Source organism: Pseudomonas nitroreducens, from assembly GCF_014204515.1.
In the GTDB taxonomy this organism is placed as follows: domain Bacteria; phylum Pseudomonadota; class Gammaproteobacteria; order Pseudomonadales; family Pseudomonadaceae; genus Pseudomonas; species Pseudomonas nitritireducens_A.
The window spans coordinates 68734-91266 of sequence record NZ_JACHLI010000004.1 but is presented as its reverse complement, the minus strand read 5'-3'; the positions used below and the strand labels follow the sequence as shown (position 1 = coordinate 91266).

The following is a 22533-nucleotide window of genomic DNA, read 5'->3' as shown; positions in this document are numbered from 1 at the left end:
TCACCAGCCTCTGTCCGTCGAGCCGAAGCGATATCCACTATCGAGGAACTCCGCCGCCAGCGGCGCCGGAGCGTTGTGGTTCATGATCCGCTGCAGCCCGCCATCGACCCACAGGGCATCGATCACGCCCTGCCACTGGGCTCCCTGCGCGGGCGTGAAGCGCTTGCGACCGAGCACCAGCCCCAACCCCACCGCCGGGCCGGGCGTTACGTCTATCACCCGAAACAGACTGCGCTGCTGTGGATCCACCACCGCCAGGCGCAGGTTCATCTCATGGCCGATCACTCCTTCGATCTCGCCGTTGAGCAACGCGGAGAAACGTGCCGCATCGTCAGGGTATTCCCGCACCCGTCCCTCCACCCGCAGCATCCGCAGCATGCTGTCGATATAGGCACCGTGGCGGTACCCGGCGATGACCCCGATCCGCGCCCCCGGCATGTCGTGGAAGTCTTCCAGGGTGTTCATGTCCTCGCCCAGCTGGCGCGGCAGGATCAGTTTGTTGCGCAGGTACAGGTAAGGGATGAAGAAGGCGATGGTGCGCCGCTCGGGGCTGGAGATACCGCTGGTGGCCATGTCCAGGTCGCCGTCCTGCAGGGCCTTCCAGATATCCGTGCGCGGCATGACCGAGAGCTGGAACTGGCAGCCCGTGCGCCGCGCAAGCTCGGCGACGACGTCAGGATCGATGCCGTGGCCATCCTGGAAGACCAGCGGATTGCGGTAGAAGGCCAGCCGTATCGGCGTATCACAGCCCAGGCGATCCTCGGCCATGGCTTCCGCACACAGCCATGCGGCCGGAGCCAGGACCAGCAGTGAGAATAAACGTCGGTAAAGTGCCATGGACCCGCTCCGCACGCGGTATCGGCCTGAAGGGGGAGCACGGCGAATTCGCTCGTCTTAGGCAGGGGGCATTACAGCTATCACCAGAGTGTAATCCGCCTTCTCCAAAGCGCCGGACAATCGCGCAGAGAAATGTCATTTCGTCGGAATCCGCACCACCGATGTGACTCAGCCGCCCGGCGGCGGTTGCGCCAGCGCAACGCGGCTGCTTAACTCTGGCCCAAGCGTGACCCATGAGTCACACGCTGCATCCAAGAGTGCTTTCGCGGCGCGCAGTTCCCCAAGCCGCCCCTTCCTGCCTGATCAAAAGCCCGAATCCGCGCCTCAACCGGCGTCGGAAATCGCGTCTATTGATGCTCCAAGCAATTGAAAATTAAGAGATTGTTAACTTTCGTCGAGTGACATGAAGCTGTCACGTCAAGACGCTTTCCTCTGCCTGGGTACTTTCTTCGCATCCGCCTGGGATGCGCACCATGACCTGCGTCTGGAGGAATACGACATGAGGCCGGAAACCGCCGTCGTCGAGATTCAGCAACATCGGGTACACACGGAGTTCCATGCCAACAGGGAAGCGCGCCAGACCATCATCCTGGTCAACGGCTCGCTGGCGACCACCGCCTCCTTCGCGCAAACGGTGAAATACCTGCAACCGCACTTCAACGTCGTCTGCTACGACCAGCCGTACGCGGGCCAGTCCAGGGCCCACAACGACTGCCGCGAGTTCATCACCAAGGAGTACGAAGCGCAGCTGCTGCTCGACCTGATCGAGCACTACCGCGCCGACGTGGTGATGTCCTTCTCCTGGGGCGGCGTCGCCACCCTGCTCGCCCTCGCCGAACGCCCGGCGCGGATCCAGAAGGCGGTGATCAACTCCTTCTCGCCGCTGCTCAACGCCTCGATGCTCGACTACCTGCATCGCGGCCTGGACTACCTCAGCGCGTGCGATCGCACCCACATCGGCAACCTGGTGAACGACACCATCGGCCGCTACCTGCCGCAGTTGTTCAAGCGCTACAACTTCCGCCACGTCAGCGGCCTCCACGAGCATGAATACCAGCAGATGCATTTCCACATCTGCCAGGTGCTCAAGCTCAGCGCGGAAAGCTACATGGAGAAGTTCGCCGCCATCGACATCCCGCTGCTGTTCATGAACGGCGAGCTGGACATCTACACCACCCCGGCCGAGGCCAGGCTGTTCCAGCAACTGATCCCGGACTGCGAGTTCCGCACCATCCGCAACGCCGGTCACTTCATCGACGTGGAACACAAGAAGGCCTGGCAGGAAACCCAGGACGCCCTCCTGGCCTTCCTCCAGCCCCAGCGCCACCCGGTCCTGGCCAACCCCTACCTGCCCAGCAGCCAGGGCGTGCCCATCGCCGCCATGGTGGGCTGATGCAGCCAGCGCACACAGCCGGGGGCCGGCCCCAGACCTTCCGCCCCCGGTTTTTCACCCTGCAGACGGCTTCACGACTCCCGCAACACCACACACCTCGGCGCCCAAGGCTTCACTAAGCCCCGCCCTTCTGGTAAAAAGGCACCCCCAAGCGGGCGTCGTATAATGGCATTACCTGAGCTTCCCAAGCTCATGACGAGGGTTCGATTCCCTTCGCCCGCTCCAGAATCCCCAGCAAAAGCCCCCGGCAACGCGAGTTACCGGGGGCTTTTGTGTTTTTGGCGTCGCCAAACCGGGTCTTGTAAACTCCTTGGCACACTTACATCCCCGGACCCGCCGCATGCCCGCCCTCGCCCCGCACCGGCAGTTCCTGTCCTGGCTCCAGCTCTGCCTTCTGGTTCTGCTGATTCGCCCCGCCTGGGCCGATTCGGTGGTCGACGCTGCCAGCCTCACCACCCAGCCGCTGACGCTGACCCGCTACGTTTCCGTCCTCGAAGACCCGAGTCGCAGCCTGACGCTGGCGGACGTGCAAGCGCCCGAGCAGCAGGCACGCTTCAAGGGCGATCAGCGGTCGGGGAGTTCCCTGGCGATGGGCTTCACCCGTTCGGCGTTCTGGTTGAAGTTGCAGCTGGGCAACCCGAGTGATGCGCCGCTGCAGCGCCTGCTGGTGGTGGAGAACCCGCGTGTCTCCCACGTACAGGCCAACATCCCGCAGGCGGATGGGTCGTACAGGACCATCGACACCGGCAGCGATGTGCCGCAGTCGAACAAGGTCTACCCGAACCGCAACGTGGTCTTTCCGCTGAACCTGCCGGCGCACTCGGAGCAGGTGGTGTACCTGCGGGTGGAGTCGAGCATCGGGCTGGTGGTGCCGCTGCAGCTGTGGCCGGTGAAGGCGTTTCACGCCTACGAGCGCGACGATTACACGGGCAAGGCGTGGTACTTCGGCATCGCCATGGCGATGATCCTGTTCAACCTGATGCTGCTGCTCGCCCTGCGTGATCCGATCTACCTGCTCTACGTGATTTTCGTCAGTTGCACGGCCGCGGCGCTGGCGATCAAGAATGGCCTGGCGCCGGACTGGACGATCTTCGGCCTGCCGCTCAACTCCAATGTCGTCTATTACTCGGGTGTGTCGCTGGCGCTGGCCGCGCTGCTGCTTTTTGCGCGGCGGATGATGCAGCTCGAGCGCATCCTGCCGCGGCTGGACTGGGTGCTGCGCGGGATGATCGTGCTGTACCTGCTCAGCCTCGTCGCCTACGCCGTCGCGCTGCCGTATTTCTCCCGCGCCGGCATCCTGCTGAACTTCGCCACGGCGGTGGTGCTGCTGGCAGCCGCCATCGTCAGCGCGTTCAAGCGCCAGCGCAGTGCGTTCTTCTTCCTGGCGGCCTTTGCGCTGCTGATGCTCGGTGGGGCGATGACCTCGCTGCGCGCCATGGGCATCCTGCCGACCAACGCGTTCACCGTGGACGGGCTGCAACTGGGTTCAGCGATGGAGATGATCGTGCTGGCCTTCGCCCTCGCCGACCGCTTCAACGTGATGCGTCGGGAGAAGGCGCGGGTGCAGGAGGAGCTGATCCAGGCGCAGCAGCAGCTGGTGGATAACCTGCGCAGCTCCGAGCACGAACTGGAGCTGCGCGTGGCCGAACGCACCGATGAGCTGCGCGAGTTGAACACCCAGCTGGAAGCCATGAGCCTGACCGACGCACTGACCGGCATCGCCAACCGCCGCCGCTTCGACCAGGTGCTGCAACAGGAATGGGGCCACGCGCGCCGCTCGGGCGAGCTGCTGGCGCTGGCGGTGGTCGATGTGGACTGGTTCAAGCGCTACAACGATCACTATGGCCACCCGTCCGGCGACGCCTGCCTGCGCGCGATCGCCCAGGCGCTGGCGGCCACGGTCAGCCGCTCCACCGACCTGGTGGCGCGCTATGGCGGCGAGGAATTCGTCTTCCTCGCGCCCATGACCGACCTCGCCGGTGTGCGTGGCATGGCGAACAAGTTGCTGCAGGCGGTGGAGGCCCTCGCCCTGCCCCACGAGCTTTCGCCGTTGGGGCGGGTGAGCGTGAGCATAGGCATCGCGGCTTCGGTGCCGGGTCAGGAGGTTTCCGCCGAGGCGCTGGTGCAGCGGGCGGATGCGGCGTTGTACGAGGCGAAGAAGCAGGGGCGCAATCAGGTGGTGGGCGGCTAGATTTGCCACCTCAACAGCAGGCATTACCTGTGTTGGCTGAGCATCAAGCGGAGCAGAGCGAGCTTTGCGTTCGATGAGTTGGAGCAGCTTGCGGACTGTTATCCACAACTCCGCTGGTGATTGATGGCCGGAGAAAAGATACCGAAGAACTGGTCAAATTCGTCCCGAGGACGACCTCGCCCCACAGCTTGAAAACTCCGAGCCTCAATAGCAACTTGCTATAGATCGTCACGACCCTTACCATCCCATAGCAATCTGCGATACGGACATCGATATGCATGTCATCACCCAGAAACGTATTCGGGAAGCACAGGAAAGATGGCCACATGCGTCGACCGCGCTGGATGCCTGGTGCAGGCTGATCAGAAAACTGGAGCCTAAGGACTTCGCGGCCATGAAGCAGCTGTTCCCGAGCGTGGACAAGGTCGGTGACAAGCATGTGTTCGACATTGGCGGCAACAAGCTGAGGTTGATCGCCACTGTGGATTACACCTTCAAGAAAGTATTTATCCGGGCGGTCCTCGACCATAAAGAGTACGACCGTAACCACTGGAAGTGAGGTGCGCATGAACGCGCTACTGAAACAGGCTGCCGAGCACTGGCGCTTCATCGCCCCACTGCTGACTCCGCCGAAATCCGAAGCCGAATACAATGTTCTGGTGGAAGCGCTGGACGAGCTGCTCGACGAAATCGCTGGTGATGAAGGCCACCCTCTCAGCTCACTGGCTTCGCAGGTAGGCGACATGATCGTGGCCTACGACGCCGAGCATTATGCGATCCCCGATGCACCGGGCCATGAGGTTCTGCGCTTCCTGATGACCGAGCATCAGTTGACCCAGAGCGATCTGCCGGAGATTGGTGCGCAATCGGTTGTCTCCGAAATTCTCAATGGCAAGCGCAAGCTCAACGTGCGTCAGATTCGAGCGCTCAGCGAGCGGTTCAAGGTACCGACTGACGTGTTCTTCTGAATAAATAGCCCCGCCATGGCGGGGCCTTTTATTCAAGGGCTGGATCAGCCGGCCTTCACCCCCTCCCTCTCCTTCAACAACGCCTGAATCACCTGTTCCTGCTCCTCATACCCGCCCTCCCCGATCGACAGGTGGCGAATACGCCCCTGGGCGTCGATGAAGTAGTGCGCCGGCCAGTACTGGTTGGCGAAGGCGTTCCAGATCCGGTACTGGTTATCCAGCGCCACGGGGTAGTGGATGTCGTGCTTACTCACCGCATCGCGGACGTTGGCCGGGATGCGCTCGTAGGGGTATTCCGGGGTGTGCACGCCGATTACCACCAGGCCCTGGTCGGCGTACTTCTTCGCCCAGGCGTTCACGTACGGCAGGCTGTGCTGGCAGTTGATGCAGTCGTAGGTCCAGAAGTCGACCAGCACCACCTTGCCGCGCAGGTCGCGCAGGTTCAGTTCGAGGCTGTTGATCCACTCCACCGCGCCTTGCAGCTCTGGCGCGGGGCCGAGGTCGGGCAGGTGCTCGGCGCCGTGGGCATCGTCGCCGGGCATGAGTTGGCTGATCAGCATCGGCACGCCATCGACAACCTTGCGCTCCAGGCTGTTGACCAGGGTGGACGAGCTACCCGCCGCCAGTTGCGCGCTGGCACCGCTGGCGATGCCCACCACCGCCAGCAGGGCGAGCACGCCGGTGGCGCGGCGCAGCCCTTCGATGACGGCCATGCGCGGACGCAGATGCTGCATCAGCCGGCGACCGGCGAAGAGGACGATGCCGAGGACGCTGGCGCTGCCCAGGCCGTAGGCGAACAGCAGCAGGCTGGTCTGCGCGCTGGGCCCTTGCAGCATGGCGCCGGAGAGGATCAGCCCCAGCACCGGCCCGGCGCAGGGCGCCCACAGCAGGCCGGCGGCAAAACCCAGCACCCACGCGGAAAGCGCCGGCGGCAGGCGCCGTGATTCACCGTGCAGGCGGTTGCCGATCCACGCCCAGGGTTTGGCCAGAGCGTCGCTGAAGCGCGGCCAGAGCAGCGCCAGGGCGGAAACTGCCAGCAGCACCAAGGCGAAGTAACGACCCCACTCGCTGGCGGCGATCACCCAGTTGCTGGAGACGCTCGCCAGGCTCGCCAGCACAGCGAAGCCGCTGGCCAGGCCCAGCAGCGTGACCCAGGGCGACCACGCCGGTCCGCCGGCGCGCTGCAGCAACAGGGGCAACACGGGAAGGATGCAGGGGCTGAGCAGGGTCAGCGCCCCGCCGAGAAAGGCGATGAGCAACATGGGCACCTCGGTGGGCCGTCGGCCCGTGGGTTCACGCTGAGGGAATAAACGCCGCGGCCGTCCGTGGCCGCGGCCCAGGGGAATCAGCCGCCTTCGTTGCAGTCGGTGGCGAACTTGCGATAGGCCAGGCTGTGCGGCTGGCCGCTGGAATCCAGGTAGTCCATGCGGGCATTGACGATGCCGCAGTCGAATGGCGAGGCACTTTCTTCGTGGATGGCCAGGACGCGCTTCACGTCCAGTTTCTGGCCGTAGTGGTATTGCTCGACGGGCTGCGAGTCGGCGGCCTGTGCGCCGAAACTGGCGAAGCCGGCAATGGCGGCGAAGAGGCAAGCGTTGGCGATCTGAATGGCTTTCATGGTGGTTCTCCTGTCCTGTGTCGGGTTTGGCCGGCAGAGGCTGTGTGTCTCGCCGTTGGTGCCCATTTCACGTCCAGGAGGTATCGGACTTGTGTCGCGCAAGCCCCGGGTTTGCCGCGCCGGGTATCGGCGGCGACTGTAGATACAGTGGAATACAAAGCACGGCAGGCAAGCGCGACGCTGCGCTATAAACTCGCCTCAACCCACTACCAACGAGGCACCGGCATGGACCATGTCGATCACGTACTGATCGTCGACGACGACCGCGAGATCCGCGAGCTGGTCGGCAACTACCTGAAGAAGAACGGCCTGCGCGTGAGCCTGGCCGGAGACGGTCGGCAGATGCGCGCCTTCCTCGACGCCAACGCCGTGGACCTGATCGTGCTGGACATCATGATGCCCGGCGACGACGGCCTGAAGCTGTGCCGCGAGCTGCGCGTGGGCAAGCACAAGTCCACCCCGGTGCTGATGCTCACCGCGCGCAACGACGAGACCGACCGCATCATCGGCCTGGAAATGGGCGCCGACGATTACCTCACCAAGCCCTTCTCCGCCCGCGAGCTGCTGGCGCGGATCAACGCCGTGCTGCGGCGCACGCGCATGCTGCCGCCCAACCTGCAGGTCAGCGAGGCCAGCCGGCTGATCGGCTTCGGCCGCTGGAAGCTGGACACCACCGCGCGCCACCTGCTGGACGAAGACGGCACCCTGGTCGCCCTGAGCGGTGCGGAATACCGCTTGCTGCGCGTATTCGTCGATCACCCGCAACGCGTACTCAGCCGCGAGCAGCTGCTGAACCTGACCCAGGGCCGCGAGGCGGACATCTTCGACCGTTCCATCGACCTGCTGGTCAGCCGCCTGCGCCAGCGCCTGCTGGATGACGCTCGCGAGCCGGCCTACATCAAGACGGTGCGCAGCGAAGGCTACGTCTTCGCCCTGGCCGTCGAGCTGATCGAGCCCCACGCATGAAATCCCTCCTGCACTGGCCACGCACCCTGGCCGCGCGCCTGGCGCTGATCTTCCTCGCCGGGCTGGTGTTCGCCTACAGCCTGTCGTTCTGCTCGCAGTTCTACGAGCGCTACCAGAGCGCGCGCAACATGATGCTGGGCAACCTGGAAACCGACGTCAGCACCGCCGTGGCCCTGCTCGACCGCCTGCCCCGCGACGAGCGCGAGGCCTGGCTGCCGATGGTGCAGCGGCCCAACTACCGCTACCTGCTCAGCGAAGGTACGCCGGGCGAGCCGATGAACATGGCGCAGGCGCCGATGGCGGCGATGTCCATCGCCGATGTGGTCGGCAAGCGCTATGCGCTGCGTTTCGAGAACATCCCCGGTTCCATTCCGCATTTCCAGGCGCACCTGAAGCTGGCCGACGGCATGCCGCTGACCATCGACGTGACGCCCAAGGGCGTGCCGGTGGCGCAGTGGCTGCCGTGGGTGCTGGTGGTGCAACTGGCACTGCTGCTGTTCTGCACCTGGCTCGCCGTGCGCCTGGCGATCCGCCCGCTGACCCGCCTGGCCCGCGCGGTGGACGATCTGGACCCGGACGCCCCGGCGCCGGAACTGGACGAGCGCGGCCCCAGCGAGGTCGCCTACGCCGCCCGCGCCTTCAATGCGCTGCAGGGCCGCATCGGTTCCTACCTGAAGGAGCGCATGCAACTGCTGGCCGCCATCTCCCATGACCTGCAGACGCCCATCACGCGGATGAAGCTGCGCGTCGAGCAGATGGACGACTCGCCCGAACGCGAGCGCCTGTGGAGCGACCTGGAAGAGATGCAGCACCTGGTCCGCGAAGGCGTGGCCTACGCGCGCAGCATGGACGGCGCCAGCGAGGCGGCGGTGAAGGTCAACCTCGACTCCTTCCTCGACAGCCTGGTGCTGGACTACCAGGACAGCGGCCAGGCCGTGGAGCTGCAAGGCGCCAGCAACGTCGTACTGGAAACCCGCCCGCATGCGCTGCGCCGGGTGCTCACCAACCTGGTGGACAACGCCCTGAAGTTCGGCGGCGCCGCCCAGGTGGAAATCGAACGCGACGCCCAGGGCATTGTGTGTGTTCGTGTACTGGACGACGGCCCCGGCATTCCCGAGGAAGAGCTCGCCGAAGTGGTGAAGCCCTTCTACCGGGTGGAAAGCTCGCGCAACCGCAGCACCGGCGGCACCGGCCTGGGGCTGGCGATCGCCCAGCAGCTGAGCCAGGCCCTGGGTGGCACCCTGACCCTGAGCAACCGCGCCAGCGGCGGCCTGTGCGCACAGCTGGAGCTGCGCCCTTCCACCTGAGGCGGCTCTTGAGGGAGTTGTACACAGAGATACAAGACGGCCTTTGCCGGACACATCCGGTATAAGGCCCGCCTTCAGGATGGCTCCACGAACCGCGGTGGCACCCCGCCCGCCGCGTTCCCCAATGGAGCCTGCCATGACAAGTACCACCGAAGCCGCCCGCCTGCATGGCTGGCGCCTGTTCTCCCTGCTCGCGCTGCTGGTGCTGATTGCCGCCGCACTGGCGCTGTGGTCCCAGCCGCAATGGGTGGAGGCGCTGCGCAGCTCGATCCGCGTCACCGCCCGCACCTCCTTCGCGCTGTTTCTCGCCACCTTCCTCGCTTCGTCCCTGGCGGCGCTGGTGCCCAGCGATTTCACCCGCGGCCTGCTGCGCGAGCGACGCTTCCTCGGCCTGGCGTTCGCCTTCTCCCACGCCGTGCACGCGGTGCTGATCATCCTCTACGTGAAGTTCTTCCCGGAGACCTTCTGGCACGGCCGCAGCGCCGCCGCGAACATTCCCGGCTCGGTTGGTTACGTCTTCATCTTCCTGCTGGCGATCACTTCTTTTCCCTACGCGATGAAGCTGCTCGGCACGCGCCTGTGGAAGGGCCTGCACAGCACCGGGACCTGGGTGATCGCCGGGGTGTTCTTCCTGTCCTTCTACAAGCGCTTGCCAATGGGCTCCTGGTACCCGCTGGGCTTCGGCCTGATCTTCAGCGCCATCGCCTTCAAGCTCGTCGCCAAGCTGGCCGTGCGCCTGCGCCGTAGCACCCGCACCGCGCTTCCGAACATCTGATTCCTGCTTCCTTGAAGGCCGGGACTTTCGCGCCCGGCCACCCGACTCTTGCCTTTGAGGTGCACCATGACCCTGCTTGGCCTTAACCCAATGAAGCTGAACCCGATCAAATCTGCCTTCGACCAACTCGACCGCCTCGCCGCCTGGGGCTGGGACATCCCGCTGCGGCTGTTCCTGGCCTGGGAATTCTTCGAGTCGGGCCTGGAGAAATGGCACGGCGACAACTGGTTCGAACAGATCCACGAAAGCTTCCCCTTCCCCTTCAACCACTTCTCCGCCGGGTTCGACTGGCAGGTGTCGATGTGGGCCGAGCTGATCGCGCCGGTGCTGCTCCTGCTCGGCCTGGCGACCCGCTTCGCCTCGGCCTCGCTGATCGTCGTGACCGTCGTCGCCATCGCCGCCGTGCACTGGCCGGCGCAGTGGTCGAGCCTGGCGGAACTGGCCCAGGGTTACTCGATCACCGACCACGGTTTCGGCAACTACAAGCTGCCGCTGATCTACCTGGTGGCGCTGCTGCCGCTGCTGCTCAAGGGCGCCGGCCGCTTCAGCCTCGACCGAGTGCTGAGCAGGTGGCTGCCATAAGCCCTGACCGGCTCAACCAGGGAGCAGCAGCGGCGCCGCTTCCAGTAAAGGCTCCTGGGTCTGGGCCAGCTTGCAGATCAGCTGAGCCAGCCCCGGCGGGTCGATCAGCGTGACATCCTGCCCCGCCCCCGCCAGATGCAGGTTGATCGGAAGCCTGGAGTCCAGCTCCGTCCCTTTCGAGCGGCGTAGGCTGAACTGCGCGTGATGGCGGCAGGCGGAATCCTGGCGCAGCTCCAGCCAGTCCAGCGGTCGATGGTCGGCGTCCACCAGCTCCAGCGCACAGCTGGGCGGCAGCTCGCCCACCAGGTGCACGTACCCATCGGCGGCGAAGGCTCCCAGGTAGCCGCGGGACGGCAGGCTGCCGTCGCGCTGCAGTTGCAGCTGGTTGGCCACGCTGATCCGACAATGGGCCGGCACGTCACGGGTGATCACGCAGGCCGGGCTGATAAAGACGCTATCGCCGATGCTGATCGGCCCCAGCAGTCGCGCGCCCGCGCCGATCTCCACCTGGTTGCCCAGGGTCGGATGGCGCTTGCCCGAGCCATTGTCGGCAATGCCCGAAGCCCCCAGCGTCACCCCGCTGAGCAGGTAGCAGTCGTCGCCGATTTCGCAGGTTTCGCCGATCACCGTGCCATAGCCGTGGTCGAGCACGAAACGCCGGCCGATGCTCGCCGCCGGATGGATTTCGGCGCCGGACTGCAGCTTGCCGGCGTTGGCCAGCCGCTGGGCGATGTTCTCGTGGTCGGCGATGTCGGGGTTGTGCCAGATCGGGTGGGCAAAGCGATGGAACAGGATGGCCTTGAACGAGGCGTAGGTATCCAGGATCACCTCCGCCCGGCCATTCGAGGCCGGATCGCGCTCGGCGTAGGCTTGCAGGTCCTCCTGCACCTGCTCAAGGGCGCCGCTCCAGAGGGTGTCCAGGCAGGGGATCAGCTGCACCCAGTCCGTGGGACTGAGCACCTGGGCGAGCAGTTCGAACAGCCGCTCCTCGAGCGCTGTCCGCTTGATTTGCCGATGCATGCAAGGATTCTCCCCAGGATCACGCCAACTCGGGCAGGTAGCCATCCACGCTGTCGTAGACCAGCGTCAGCACCCGCGTGCCTTTCATCCACTCATCGCGCATCCGCGCAATCGCCACCAGATTGGCCGCCGAGGACAGCCCCAGGCTCAGGCCGTCCTCGCGCATGGTCCGGCGTATCCGGTCCAGGCAGTCATGCCGCGATACCTTGATCATCCCGTCGAGGACCGACAGGTTGACAATGGCAGGAACCAGCCCAATCGACAGTCCCTGGATGCCATGGGGCGCATGCCGGTTGCGCAGCAGGTCGCACTCCTCCGGCTCGACGCCGAAGACACCCAGCGTCGGCCAGCGCGCCTTGAGACTTTCCCCCAGCCCGGTGAGATGGCCGCCGGTACCGATGCCGGCGACCAGGCAATCCGGAGCGCCAGCGGCGAAGTCACGGAGAATCTCCTGGGCCGTACTGCGCCGGTGAATCTCCGGGTTGGCCGGGTTGCGCTGCTGGTTGAGCATCACGTAGCCGGGGTTCTCCAACTGCAGCTGCATGGCCCGCTCGCCGTGGGAATTGTTGCCCCGGCGACTGTCCGACAGCACCACCTGCGCGCCATACAGGCGCAGCAGTTGCTGCTTCTCCGCGCTGTAGTTGTCCGGGATCACCAGCACCAGGCGGTAGCCGAGGATGTTCGCCGCGATGGCCAGGCCGATGCCGGTATTGCCGCCGCTGGGTTCGATGAGGGTCTGCCCGCTGCCGGGCACCAGGATGCCGCGTTCCTCGGCATCGCGGATCATCGCCAGGGCGATGCGCGCCTTGTGGCTGCCGCCCAGATTGAGGGACTCGAGCTTGGCGTAGACATCGAAGCCGGTTTCGGCGCTGAACGCCGGCAAGCGCACCACCGGGGTGTTGCCGATCACATCGAGCAAGGAGGAATGGATCATGGCCCGGCCTCAGTACAGCGGCATGTCGGGATCGATATCCCGCGCCCAGGCCTTCAACCCGCCGCGCAACACGCAGACCGAACCGAAGCCCTGGGCCATCAGCTGCACGGCGACCCGCTCGGCGCGGGCACCGGCATAGCAGACCACGCACCAGGAGTGCTGCGGGTCCAGCTCACCCAGCCGTGCAGGCACCTCACCGGCGGGAATGCTCACGGCGCCCGGTAACTGGCAGACCTCCAGCTCATTGCGCTCGCGCACATCCAGCAGATGCAGGTCGCGGCGGCCCGCGAGCCGCTCGTGCACCTGCCGCGGAGCAAGGAAGAAATCATCCGGCAGCTCGCTGGCCGGCGCGCTGCTGGCGGCGCAGGAGGCTTCCGGCAGCGGCTGCAGGCAGCGATCGCGGCGCGCTGGCGAGCAGGTAGGGCAATCCGCGCGACGCCCATGGCTCAGCTCGGAAAAGCGCATGGCCAAGGCATCGAAGCGCAGCAAGCGTCCGGACAGCGACTGGCCGATGTCCAGCACCAGCTTCACCGCCTCGGTGGCCTGGATCAGTCCGATCACCCCGGGCAGCACCCCGATCACCCCGGCGGCGCTGCAGTTGGGCGACAGCTCCGGCGGTGGCGGCTGGGGAAACAGGCAGCGGTAGCACGGACCATCGCCCTGGTTGAACACGCTGGCCTGGCCGTCGAAGCGCTGCAGCGCACCGTAGACCAACGGCCGGCCCAGCAGGACACAGGCATCGTTGAGCAGGTAGCGCGTGGCGAAATTATCGGTGCCGTCCACCACCAGGTCATGGCTGCCGACCAGTTGCAGGACGTTGTCGGCATTCAACGGCGTGTCGTACGCGGTGATTTCGATATCCGGGTTCAGGTCCAGCAGCCGGCGCCGCGCCGATTCCACCTTCGGCAGGCCGAGCGTGGCGCTGCCATGCACCACCTGGCGCTGCAGGTTGCTGCGTTCGACCCGGTCGAAATCCACCAGGCCGAGAGTGCCGACCCCGGCAGCCGCCAGATAGAGACTCACCGGCGAGCCCAGCCCACCGGTGCCGACGATCAGCACGCGAGCCCGTTTCAGCCGCAACTGGCCCTGGCGCCCGACATTGGGCAGGGTGATGTGGCGGACATAGCGGCGCACCTCGTCATTGCTCAGCTCGTCCAGGTCCAGCCCGCCGGAGGTCGCCAGCAGGATCTCCAGTTCGGCATCCGCGTCCAGCGGACTGTCACCCAGCAGCAACTGGCCATGGGCAGTGAGGAGGAAATGGTCCTTGACCTGCCGATTGCCGTGGAACAGGTGCGCGCGCAGCGCAGCATGGCGCTCGCACAGGTACTCCAGCCGCTCCCGCACCGTGTTGCCCTGGCTGGGCAGGCGAGTGGACGGCAGCCCGGCGACGCGGGCCAGGACCTCGGGAAAGATGACTGCACTCATGACGACTCCCTGTTACCCGTGGCTTGGCCGGTTGGCAAACTCACCACTGCATGAAAATTCACTGCCGTTCCACTCGAAGAGCCGGGCGCCCCATGCCCGCGCGGCGCGGACATCGACGACCAGGTAGGCGACCGGAAAGATCGGCTCGCCCATGAACAGCGCCTTGTCCTGGTCTTCGCGGCTGAAGTAGGCGCCCACGTCCGGATGGGAGTGGTAGATGATCCGCGCCGGATTGCCGCCCCGCAGGCTTTGCTGGAGGAGCAGGCTGTCGGCTATCGCGAAGGTGTATCCATTGCCGGCGGTGCGGCGGAAAACCTCCGGCTGCTGGCGGTGCAGGGCATCCTGGATGTTGCTGGCCCGGTGCACCGTGGCGTCGGCGAACACCAGGCCGCAGCATTCGCCGGGGTAATGCGTCTCGGCATGGCTGAAGATTTCCTGCAGCACGGCGGCCGTCAGGACCTGTTGGCTGCCCATGGCATCACTCCCGCTGCGCCAGCCATTTCTCCAGCGGCACCTTGGTGATGGCGAACCCCACCAGCAGCAGCGCCGAATACAGCGCCAGCTCCGGCGAAACGGCCTGCCCCTCGTACCAGGAACCGATGATCACGGCGAACACCGGGAAGATGATGAAGACGAAGGACAGCACCACCGGACTGAGGCGCTTGAGCAGGATGAAATAGGCAAGGAAGCCGCCCACCGAAGCACAGATGCCCAGGTAGATCAGCGCCCACCAAGAGCGCTCGGAGATGGCGGCGAACTGCGGCTCTTCCACGACCAGCCCGAGGACGAACAGCAGCAGGCCGGCGATGCCGATCGGCAGCGTGTTGTAGGTGATGACGCTGATCTGCGCGCCTCTCTTCTTGGTGACCACGTAGCACAGGGCGTGCATCACGGCGGCGGCGAGAATCGCCAGTACGCCGAGGAATTCCGCATGGTCGAAGCGCACGCCCTGGGCCCGCAGGATCATGTAGAGGCTGGCGAAGCCGATGGCGATGCCGATGACCTGCGACAGGTAGATGCGCTCCCTGAGAAATACCGCGGAGAACGCCAGGATGAAGACCGGCATGCAACTGAACAGGAGTGCGGTCAACCCCGAGGACACGTGGGTTTCACCGTAATTGAGCAGGTAGTACGGCACGCTGAAATAGCACAGCGTGACGAACAGGAAGAAGCCCTGGGTGCCGCGGGGAAACACGATCGGATCACGCCGAATCAGCGCGAACGACAGGAACAGCGGAAAGGCAATCAGGAAGCGCAGGCCCGACGCGGTGAGCGGAGGCACGCTTTCCACCGCGACCTTGATGCCCAGCCAGGTGGTCCCCCAGCTCAGGCAGACACAGAGGAACAGTGCACCGGTCAGCACGGCTCCCAGCCAGGGTTTGCCGATTTTGCCGAGGCTGGCGGCGGCGGAAGTCGTCGACATGGTGTATTGCCTCTATCACGCGTTATTGTCTTGAACCAATCTTTGATTGGCTCCGTTAATTCGAGGCTATTTGAGGGATAAAATGGCTGTCAAACCGTATATTGACATGGTGTCAATTCTGAAAGATGCGTTCGCAAACTCGTCCGGCGTTAAATACAAGAGACTGGCGAGCGCATTGGAAAAGAACATTGTCGATGGCGTGATTCCCGCTGGGCGAAAGTTGCTGCCGCACCGCCTTCTCGCCGACCAGCTGGGCGTCACCAGCGGTACCGTCAGCCGCGCCTATGCCGAGCTGGAGCGCCTGGGACTGGTGGTGGCGCGAATCGGCGACGGCACTTTCGTGCGCCAGCGGGGATTGGAAAACAAACGTGAATCCGGCTTCCGCAATGTCCAGGACAATATGGCGGACATATTCGACATGAGTCGGAACATGCATATGCCGGGCGCGGAAATTCCAGTATTGGAAGAAAGTCTGAGGAAACTATCCCAGGACAAGGAGAAACTTCGGGAAGTTATGCTCTATACACCCGATGTGGGACTTCCAAGATTCAGACGAGCCGGTGCGCAATGGCTGTCAAATGGAGCCTTTCGGGCCGAGGCCGAACAGGTGTTGTGCGTCAACGGCGGACAACATGGCCTGATGAGCGCACTGTCCTCCCTGCTGCGTGCTGGCGATACCCTGGTCACCGAACAGCTGACCTACCCCGGACTGATCAGTGCCGCACGCCTGCTGGGCATCCGTCTGCTCGGCGCGCCCATGGACGAGGAAGGGATACTGCCCGACGCGTTGGACGAGCTGTGCCGGCAGCACCGGATCGCTGCGCTGTATTGCACGCCGACCCTGCAGAACCCCACCACCTCGCTGCTCTCCGAACCGCGCCGGGCCGCAGTGGCGCAGGTCTGCCGGGAGCACAACCTGCTGATCCTCGAGGATGAGACCCACGCCGTGCTGCTGGAACAGCGCCCGCTGCCCATCGGCTATTTCGCCCCGGAGCGCAGTGTGCTGATCGGCGGCCTGAGCAAGGGTGTGTCCGCCGGCCTGCGGGTCGGCTACGTCCACGCTCCGGCACGGATGGTCGGGCAGATCGCCGCCGGCATCCGTGCCTCCTGCTGGATGGCCACGCCCCTGGCACTGGAGCTGGCCAGCGGCTGGATCGAGGACGGCACGGCGACCCACCTGATGCGCCTGCAGGCCGCCGAGATCCACCGGCGCAAGGCCCTGGTGGCGCACAGCCTGGGTGGGCTGCGCTATCGCACGCATCCGCAGTGCCCGCATTTCTGGATCGAGGTGCCCGAGCCGTGGCGGGCCTCGGACATCGAGGCCGAGCTGAAACTGATGAACTACCTGATCTCCACGGCGGACGCCTTTGCCGTGGGGCGCACGGCCGTGCCGCACTGCATCCGCGCCAGCATCAGCAACGCCCACGAGGACGACCAGCGCCTGCAAAGGGGCTTCGAGGTACTGGCCGGCGTGCTGGGCCAGGAAGCCGCGACGCTGCGGTAGCGACAGAGAGCAGACGCGGTCCAGGCAAAGCGCAAAGCCCGCACACCGATGAAGCGGCGCGGGCCGTGTTGCGGATCCTGTTGTGGATGCAGGCGCGGTCAGGGAATGACGAATCCGACCTCGATATTGCCGCGGGTCGCCCTGGAATACGGGCAGATCAGGTGCGCTTCGTCCACCAGTCTGGCCTTGTCCTCGGTCGCCAGACCCGGCAGGTGCACGGTGAGCTGGGCAGCCAGGGCGAAGCCGCCGTCGGCGGTGTTGCCCAGGGAAACTTGCGCATCCACCGCTACATCGGCGGGCAGGCGCACATTCAGCTTTTGCCCGGCGCGGCGCAGGGCGCCGATGAAGCAGGCGGACCAGCCGATGGCGAACAGCTGCTCCGGGTTGCTGCCCGGGCGATCGGAGCCGGGCGGGCTCAGCGGCAGGTCGAGTTCGCCATCGGTGCTCTGGCCGCGGCCATCGCGGCCGCCGGTGGTGTGGGTGTGGGCGGTGTAGATCAGGGTTGCCAGCTTGTCGGTCATGACGCTTCTCCTTCAGGAACGAACCAGTGGGGGACGACGTGGGGTGGTGCAGTTGGGCCGAGTGCCGAGCACCACGCCCTGCTCTTTCAGACTGTGCAGCAGGGCGATGCCCTGCCCCTGGATGGCGGCCAGTTCGACGCCGGCGATTTCCGCCAGCGCCTTCAGGTGCTGTTGGCCGGTGAGCTGCCACTGTTGCAGCGATACCAGCAGTGCATGGGCCAGCGGCGCCAGGCGCGAGAAAGACACCTTCAGGTCGCTCCCCCGTCGGGCCAGCAGCAGCGTCGGTTCGGCCGGCGCCTGCTGCGGAATGTGCTCAGGACCGATATGGCTGACCGGCCAGGCATAGGCCAGCGGCACAGCGAGACTGGAGAGCAGCGGCACGCCATCGAGCAGGTCGCCGTCGGGATCGTGTGCCGGCTCGGCCTTGTCGCTGAGCAGCAGCGCGGTCTCGATGAATTCGTAGTGGGCCAGTTCGGCCACCCAGCCGGGCTGTTCGCTGCGCCCTTCCAGGTAGTCGACGAACTCGCCGGCAACTTCAGTGAACAGCGGCGTCTGGCAACGGAAGCGGGCGTAGAAGTCCTCGGTCAGCGCCTGCCAGTCTGCGCGCGGCAGGCTGGCGTGGAGCACCGGGAAGTTGCCGGCCAGCAGCGACTGCAGGTTGCCGAAGAACAGTTGCCGGTACACCGCCAGGCGCCGCGCCTCGATACCGGGCGGCGGCTGGTTGGCCTGCGGATCGCGGATGTAGCGGGTCATGCACAGCTGCTGTTCGCGCAGGGACTCAGCCATGGCGCAGCTCCTTCACGCACGCAGCGGCTTGCAGGACGCGGATGGCGTCCACCTCGCCGAGCAGTTCGGTCAGCGGCGGGATATTGAAGTCGCGCTCCAGCAGTGTCGGCACCGTGCCCAGGTGCTGGTAGGCGCTGGCCAGCAGGTTCCAGACGTCGTTCTTCACGGCGGCGCCATGGGTGTCGATCTTCAGGTCCGGCGCTTCGTCGTAGTGGCCGGCGACATGCAGACAGGCGACGCGCCCGGCCGGTACACGGGCGAGGAAAGCGGCTGCGTCGTAGCCGTGATTGTGGGCGTTCACGTAGAGATTGTTGACGTCCAGCAGCAGGTCGCAATCGGCCTCGTCGAGCACGGCACGGAGGAAGTCGATCTCGCTCAGCGCCTGGTAGGGCGCGGCGTAGTAGGAGATGTTTTCCACGGCGATACGGCGGCCGAGGACGTCCTGCACTTCACGGATGCGGCCGGCGATGTGGTGCACGGCCTCGTCAGTGAAGGGCATGGGAATCAGGTCATAGAGGTGACCTTCGTCGGAGCAGTAACTCAGGTGTTCGCTGAACAGCGGCACCTGGTGCTGGTCGAGGAATTCGCGGACCTGGCCGAGGAACACATGGTCCAGCGGTTCCGGGCCGCCCAGGGACAGCGACAGGCCGTGGCAGGACAGCGGCAAGCGCTCGGCCAGGCGTGCCAGCCCCTGGCCGTAGGTGCCGCCGACGCCGATCCAGTTGTCCGGGGCGACTTCGAGGAAGTCCACGGCGTGGTCGTCCATGTTCAACAGGTCGGTCAGCATGGCGCGGCGCAGGCCGAGGCCGGCTCCTTGCAGGGGGATGGCAGGGTGCATGGCGGTCTCCTTGGGCGAGATTTCCTCCCCGGCCACCGGCGCGGGGAGGCGGCGGCGCGGCTCAGTTCCTGGCCTGGCTCAGCTTGCTGTACAGATCGGTCGGGAAGGGTTTGCCGTTGGCATCGAACTGGTGCTTGCGGAACTGGTAGACCTCGGCTTCGGAGAGGTAGCCGTCATGGTTGGCATCGATGGCGTCGAACTCGGCACCGGCCTTGGGTGCCACGGCCAGCAGTTCGGCACGGGAGACGCGGCCGTCATGGTCGGTGTCGGTCCTGGCGAAGGAAGCATCGCCGCATTTGCCTTCACCGCATTTGCCCTCGCCGCCGCTGGCCTTGGCCTGGGCACCGTCGGCACCGCACTTGCCTTCGCCACATTTACCTTCGCCCTGGGTCGCCTTGGCCTTGGCCTGGCTGGCACCGCACTTGCCTTCACCACACTTGCCTTCGCCCTGTTGGGCCTTGGTCCTGGCTTCGTTGGCCCCGCACTTGCCCTCGCCACACTTGCCCTCCCCGGCCTTGGCGGCGGAAGCCAGCTGGTAGCCCTGCGGCAGGGCCTCGACGGCGAAGGCGGAGGACGCCAGGTTCAATCCACCCGCCAGGGCGACAGCGAGCAGGCCCAGTTGGGATTTGGAGCGCAGATTGTTTTTCGCGAGACGGGACATTTTGAATCTCCAGATGCTGTGGCGTTCAGTGCGCCGGTCATGCCGCAAGGGCGATTCCCTGGAACGCTGCGCTGGAGGTTTCCCTGCCCAGGCGCCGTGTCGTTCGGGTAGGGCTATTTCGCCGCAGCGATGTATCGCGGGCGTATCGGCGTCTGGAGGCTTTTGTATGCGTGTGTCCGCTCAGGGAGCGGTGGATACAAAGGAATACATTCGGCGGGTAGGAGTTAGCAGGCCTGGACCGGACCAGTAGGAGCAACTTCCGGGATACCTGTGCCGGCGCTGTCCCTCACCCCAGCCCTCTCCCAGAGGGAGAGGGAGCAGATCGTCCCGGCTGACGCTGTGGCTTCATCCTGCACCAAACGGTCCCCTCTCCCTTTGGGAGAGGGCTAGGGTGAGGGCTGATCCCTGCGCAGATATAGCCGATAGGAGCGGGTCGGATTCATGAGGCGATGACGAGTAGAGCGCAGCGGCGGCAAAAGAAAAGGGCCGCAAAGCGGCCCGATCCTACAAAAGCGGGACGATCAGCTCGCGCGCTTGGCCGCAATCGCGGTGACTTCCACCTTCATGCCTTCCACCGCCAGCTCGGAAATGCCCACGGCAGCACGCACCGGGTAAGGCTTGGCAAAGAAGCGGCAGTACACCTCGTTGAACGCCGCGCGGTCGGCCATGCGGGTGAGGTAGATGGTCAGGTGCAGCACGTGGTCCAGGCCGCTGCCGGCCTTTTCCAGGGCGACCTGCAGGCTGCGCAGGGTGGCTTCGCTCTGGGCGGTGATGTCGCCCAGCTCCAGGCTGCCGTCTTCCAGGGTGGGGATCTGCGTGGATACCAGCAGGCCGCCGAAACCGGCAACGTCGGAGGAGATGGATTCGGGATCCGCGTCGGGGATGAAGGTAGGCGTCATTGGACAAATCTCTGCTGTCGGTGAATGGGGCAGGTCGCCGCATGGGGCGCGGCGGCCAGGTCGCGCAGCTTAGCCGCATCGCGCCGACGAGCGCCATGTCACCGTGCCCGCAGCCCACGGAAACAGTGATATCCCATTGATCGGTAGAACTTCCGAACGACTTTCATCCGCTCGCCGAAAGTCCGGATTATTACAATATGGGACATAGACCTTTTCATAATCCGTTATTTAAACGGCGAACTCTTTGGGCATTATGACGTCGGCTCTTCCGCGTCTGGAGCAATTCGCGGGGGAATTCAAAGCCAGTTAACTGCAACAATGCCAACGCAACTTCCTGCGACTTTCCGCCGTGGTCAAACCATGTCCGGATTCATTGTGCCTGCCTATAAAAACGTCCGGCTCTCACGCACCTCAATCGAGCCGGTCCTCCAAGACTCTAGGGGCAATATCCATGAAGCACCTCAAACGCAGCGCCATCGTGCTCGCTGTTTCCGCCGCCGCCAGCCAGTTCGCCAGCGCCGAAGCCTTTGTCACCGATCAGGCCGATGCCAAGGGCTTCGTCGAGGACGCCAAGCTCGACGTCCTGCTGCGCAACCAGTACTACGACCATGACGGCAAGAACGGCGCGGGCGACAACCGCGACTGGACCCAGGGCTTCCTGGCCAACTTCTCCTCCGGCTACACCCAGGGCACCGTCGGCTTCGGCGTGGATGCCTTCGGCTATCTGGGCATCAAGCTCGACGCCGGCCGTGGCCGCGCGGGCACCGGCAACCTGCCGGTGGGCAACGACGGCAAGCCGGACGACGACTACGGCAAGGCCGGCGGCGCGCTGAAGGTGCGCATCTCCAAGACCGAGCTGAAATTCGGCGACATGCAGCCGACCGCTCCGGTGTTCGCCGCCGGCGGCACCCGCCTGATCCCGCAGACCGCTTCGGGCTTCAACCTGCTGAGCAGCGAGATCGACGGCCTGGACCTGGAAGCCGGCCACTTCACCTCCGGCACCAGCCCGGTCACCACCGCTCGCGATGGCGGCCTGTGGGCGGCCTACGCTGGCGTGGAAACCAGCGACGTCGACTTCCTCGGCGGCAAGTACGCGATCAACGACAACCTCAGCCTTTCGCTGTACGGCTCGGAGTTCAAGGACATCTGGCGCCAGTACTACGGCAACCTGAACTGGGTGCTGCCGGTGGCCGACGACCAGTCGCTGGCCTTCGACTTCAACATCTACCGCACCAACGATGAAGGTCAGGCCAAGGCCGGCGAGATCAGCAACACCACCTGGTCGCTGGCAGCCGCCTACTCCTTCCTGCAGGCGCACACCGTCACCCTGGCCTACCAGAAGGTTCACGGCGACACCCCGTTCGACTATGTCGGCTTCGGCGACGACGGCGACGGCGCCACCGGTGACTCGGTGTTCCTCGCCAACTCCGTGCAGTACTCCGACTTCAACGGTCCGGGCGAGCGCTCCTGGCAGGTCCGCTACGACTTGGCGATGGACACCTACGGCGTGCCGGGCCTGAGCTTCATGGCCCGTTACATCAACGGTACCGGCATCGACGGCAGCCATGCCGACGCCGACGGCGCCTACGCCGGGATGTACGGCGACGACGGCAGCCACCACGAGACCGACCTGGAAGCCAAGTACGTGGTCCAGGGCGGCCCGGCCAAGGACCTGACCCTGCGCATGCGCCAGGCCTTCCACCGCGCCAACGCCGACCAGGGCGAAGCCGACAACAACGAACTGCGCCTGATCGTCGAATACCCGCTGTCGATCCTCTGATTCAGCGCGGATATCCGGCTGAATAATCGAATGGGGCAACTTTCGGATTCGTCTGAAAGTTTGCCCCACCTCCGGATGAGATTATTACGCCCATGCAGATAGTCT

At 65.2% G+C, this 22533-nt stretch carries 21 protein-coding genes, 1 tRNA gene and 1 pseudogene; 11 read left to right on the top strand and 12 right to left on the bottom strand.

Going from position 1 to position 22533, the window contains the following annotated elements; all coding sequences use genetic code 11:
- The gene (locus tag HNP46_RS06980; RefSeq protein ID WP_184587168.1) at positions 1-837 is read right to left on the bottom strand and encodes a substrate-binding periplasmic protein; all 837 of its coding nucleotides are present in this window, start codon (positions 835-837) and stop codon (positions 1-3) included.
- Positions 838-1336: 499 nt separating this feature from the next.
- Here HNP46_RS06980 and HNP46_RS06975 point away from each other — a divergent pair, with 499 nt between their 5' ends.
- From HNP46_RS06975 to HNP46_RS06955, 5 genes are all read left to right on the top strand, one after another.
- Positions 1337-2230, top strand: coding sequence for an alpha/beta fold hydrolase (locus tag HNP46_RS06975; protein WP_184587582.1), 894 nt, complete (start codon positions 1337-1339; stop codon positions 2228-2230).
- Positions 2231-2381: 151 nt separating this feature from the next.
- A tRNA-Gly gene (locus HNP46_RS06970) sits at positions 2382-2455 on the top strand.
- Between the two features lie 115 nt (positions 2456-2570).
- Positions 2571-4421, top strand: coding sequence for a sensor domain-containing diguanylate cyclase (locus tag HNP46_RS06965; protein ID WP_184587166.1), 1851 nt, complete (start codon positions 2571-2573; stop codon positions 4419-4421).
- Between the two features lie 274 nt (positions 4422-4695).
- Positions 4696-4980, top strand: a complete 285-nt coding sequence (locus tag HNP46_RS06960; RefSeq protein ID WP_184587164.1) for a type II toxin-antitoxin system HigB family toxin — start codon at positions 4696-4698, stop codon at positions 4978-4980.
- Positions 4981-4987: 7 nt separating this feature from the next.
- Positions 4988-5389 carry a helix-turn-helix domain-containing protein gene (locus HNP46_RS06955; protein ID WP_184587162.1) on the top strand — a complete coding sequence of 134 codons (402 nt, stop codon included), beginning with the start codon at positions 4988-4990 and terminating at the stop codon, positions 5387-5389.
- Between the two features lie 44 nt (positions 5390-5433).
- Here the strand turns inward: HNP46_RS06955 and HNP46_RS06950 are convergent, their stop codons facing one another.
- Positions 5434-6651, bottom strand: coding sequence for a cytochrome c biogenesis protein DipZ (locus tag HNP46_RS06950; protein ID WP_184587160.1), 1218 nt, complete (start codon positions 6649-6651; stop codon positions 5434-5436).
- Between the two features lie 83 nt (positions 6652-6734).
- Positions 6735-7007 (bottom strand): DUF2790 domain-containing protein, encoded by a 273-nt coding sequence (locus HNP46_RS06945; RefSeq protein WP_184587158.1) that lies wholly within the window; start codon positions 7005-7007, stop codon positions 6735-6737.
- A gap of 225 nt (positions 7008-7232) precedes the next feature.
- Here HNP46_RS06945 and HNP46_RS06940 point away from each other — a divergent pair, with 225 nt between their 5' ends.
- From HNP46_RS06940 to HNP46_RS06925, 4 genes are all read left to right on the top strand, one after another.
- Entirely contained in the window at positions 7233-7973 is a 741-nt protein-coding gene (locus HNP46_RS06940) for a response regulator (RefSeq protein ID WP_184587156.1), read from the top strand.
- Positions 7970-9280, top strand: a complete 1311-nt coding sequence (locus tag HNP46_RS06935; RefSeq protein ID WP_184587154.1) for an ATP-binding protein — start codon at positions 7970-7972, stop codon at positions 9278-9280. Before HNP46_RS06940 ends, HNP46_RS06935 begins: the two co-directional genes overlap by 4 nt.
- A 136-nt stretch (positions 9281-9416) precedes the next feature.
- The gene (locus HNP46_RS06930) at positions 9417-10055 is read left to right on the top strand and encodes a ferric reductase-like transmembrane domain-containing protein (RefSeq protein ID WP_184587152.1); all 639 of its coding nucleotides are present in this window, start codon (positions 9417-9419) and stop codon (positions 10053-10055) included.
- A gap of 90 nt (positions 10056-10145) precedes the next feature.
- The gene (locus HNP46_RS06925; protein ID WP_409372413.1) at positions 10146-10637 is read left to right on the top strand and encodes a DoxX family protein; all 492 of its coding nucleotides are present in this window, start codon (positions 10146-10148) and stop codon (positions 10635-10637) included.
- A 12-nt stretch (positions 10638-10649) separates the two neighbouring features.
- Here the strand turns inward: HNP46_RS06925 and HNP46_RS06920 are convergent, their stop codons facing one another.
- From HNP46_RS06920 to HNP46_RS06905, 4 genes and pseudogenes are all read right to left on the bottom strand, one after another.
- Positions 10650-11657, bottom strand: coding sequence for a serine O-acetyltransferase (locus HNP46_RS06920; protein ID WP_184587148.1), 1008 nt, complete (start codon positions 11655-11657; stop codon positions 10650-10652).
- Between the two features lie 19 nt (positions 11658-11676).
- Positions 11677-12591 carry a PLP-dependent cysteine synthase family protein gene (locus HNP46_RS06915; protein ID WP_184587146.1) on the bottom strand — a complete coding sequence of 305 codons (915 nt, stop codon included), beginning with the start codon at positions 12589-12591 and terminating at the stop codon, positions 11677-11679.
- A 9-nt stretch (positions 12592-12600) separates the two neighbouring features.
- Positions 12601-14490, bottom strand: a pseudogene (gene moeB / locus HNP46_RS06910) (molybdopterin-synthase adenylyltransferase MoeB).
- A gap of 4 nt (positions 14491-14494) precedes the next feature.
- A complete protein-coding gene (locus HNP46_RS06905) occupies positions 14495-15439 on the bottom strand; it encodes a DMT family transporter (RefSeq protein ID WP_184587144.1) in 945 nt (314 codons plus the stop codon).
- Positions 15440-15521: 82 nt separating this feature from the next.
- On the opposite strand from HNP46_RS06905, the gene HNP46_RS06900 reads away from it, so the two are divergent.
- Positions 15522-16943 carry a PLP-dependent aminotransferase family protein gene (locus tag HNP46_RS06900; RefSeq protein ID WP_184587142.1) on the top strand — a complete coding sequence of 474 codons (1422 nt, stop codon included), beginning with the start codon at positions 15522-15524 and terminating at the stop codon, positions 16941-16943.
- A gap of 98 nt (positions 16944-17041) precedes the next feature.
- On the opposite strand, the gene HNP46_RS06895 is transcribed toward HNP46_RS06900, so the two are convergent.
- From HNP46_RS06895 to HNP46_RS06875, 5 genes are all read right to left on the bottom strand, one after another.
- The gene (locus HNP46_RS06895; RefSeq protein ID WP_184587140.1) at positions 17042-17464 is read right to left on the bottom strand and encodes an organic hydroperoxide resistance protein; all 423 of its coding nucleotides are present in this window, start codon (positions 17462-17464) and stop codon (positions 17042-17044) included.
- Between the two features lie 12 nt (positions 17465-17476).
- A complete protein-coding gene (locus HNP46_RS06890; protein ID WP_184587138.1) occupies positions 17477-18250 on the bottom strand; it encodes a DNA-binding domain-containing protein in 774 nt (257 codons plus the stop codon).
- Positions 18243-19088 carry a DUF692 domain-containing protein gene (locus HNP46_RS06885; RefSeq protein ID WP_184587136.1) on the bottom strand — a complete coding sequence of 282 codons (846 nt, stop codon included), beginning with the start codon at positions 19086-19088 and terminating at the stop codon, positions 18243-18245. Before HNP46_RS06885 ends, HNP46_RS06890 begins: the two co-directional genes overlap by 8 nt.
- A 61-nt stretch (positions 19089-19149) precedes the next feature.
- Positions 19150-19749: a hypothetical protein gene (locus HNP46_RS06880; protein ID WP_184587134.1), complete on the bottom strand. Its 600-nt coding sequence runs from the start codon at positions 19747-19749 to the stop codon at positions 19150-19152.
- A gap of 521 nt (positions 19750-20270) precedes the next feature.
- Positions 20271-20648: a RidA family protein gene (locus HNP46_RS06875; protein WP_184587132.1), complete on the bottom strand. Its 378-nt coding sequence runs from the start codon at positions 20646-20648 to the stop codon at positions 20271-20273.
- 451 nt (positions 20649-21099) lie between these two features.
- On the opposite strand from HNP46_RS06875, the gene HNP46_RS06870 reads away from it, so the two are divergent.
- Positions 21100-22428, top strand: coding sequence for an OprD family porin (locus HNP46_RS06870; protein ID WP_184587130.1), 1329 nt, complete (start codon positions 21100-21102; stop codon positions 22426-22428).
- The last annotated feature ends 105 nt before the right edge of the window (positions 22429-22533 follow it).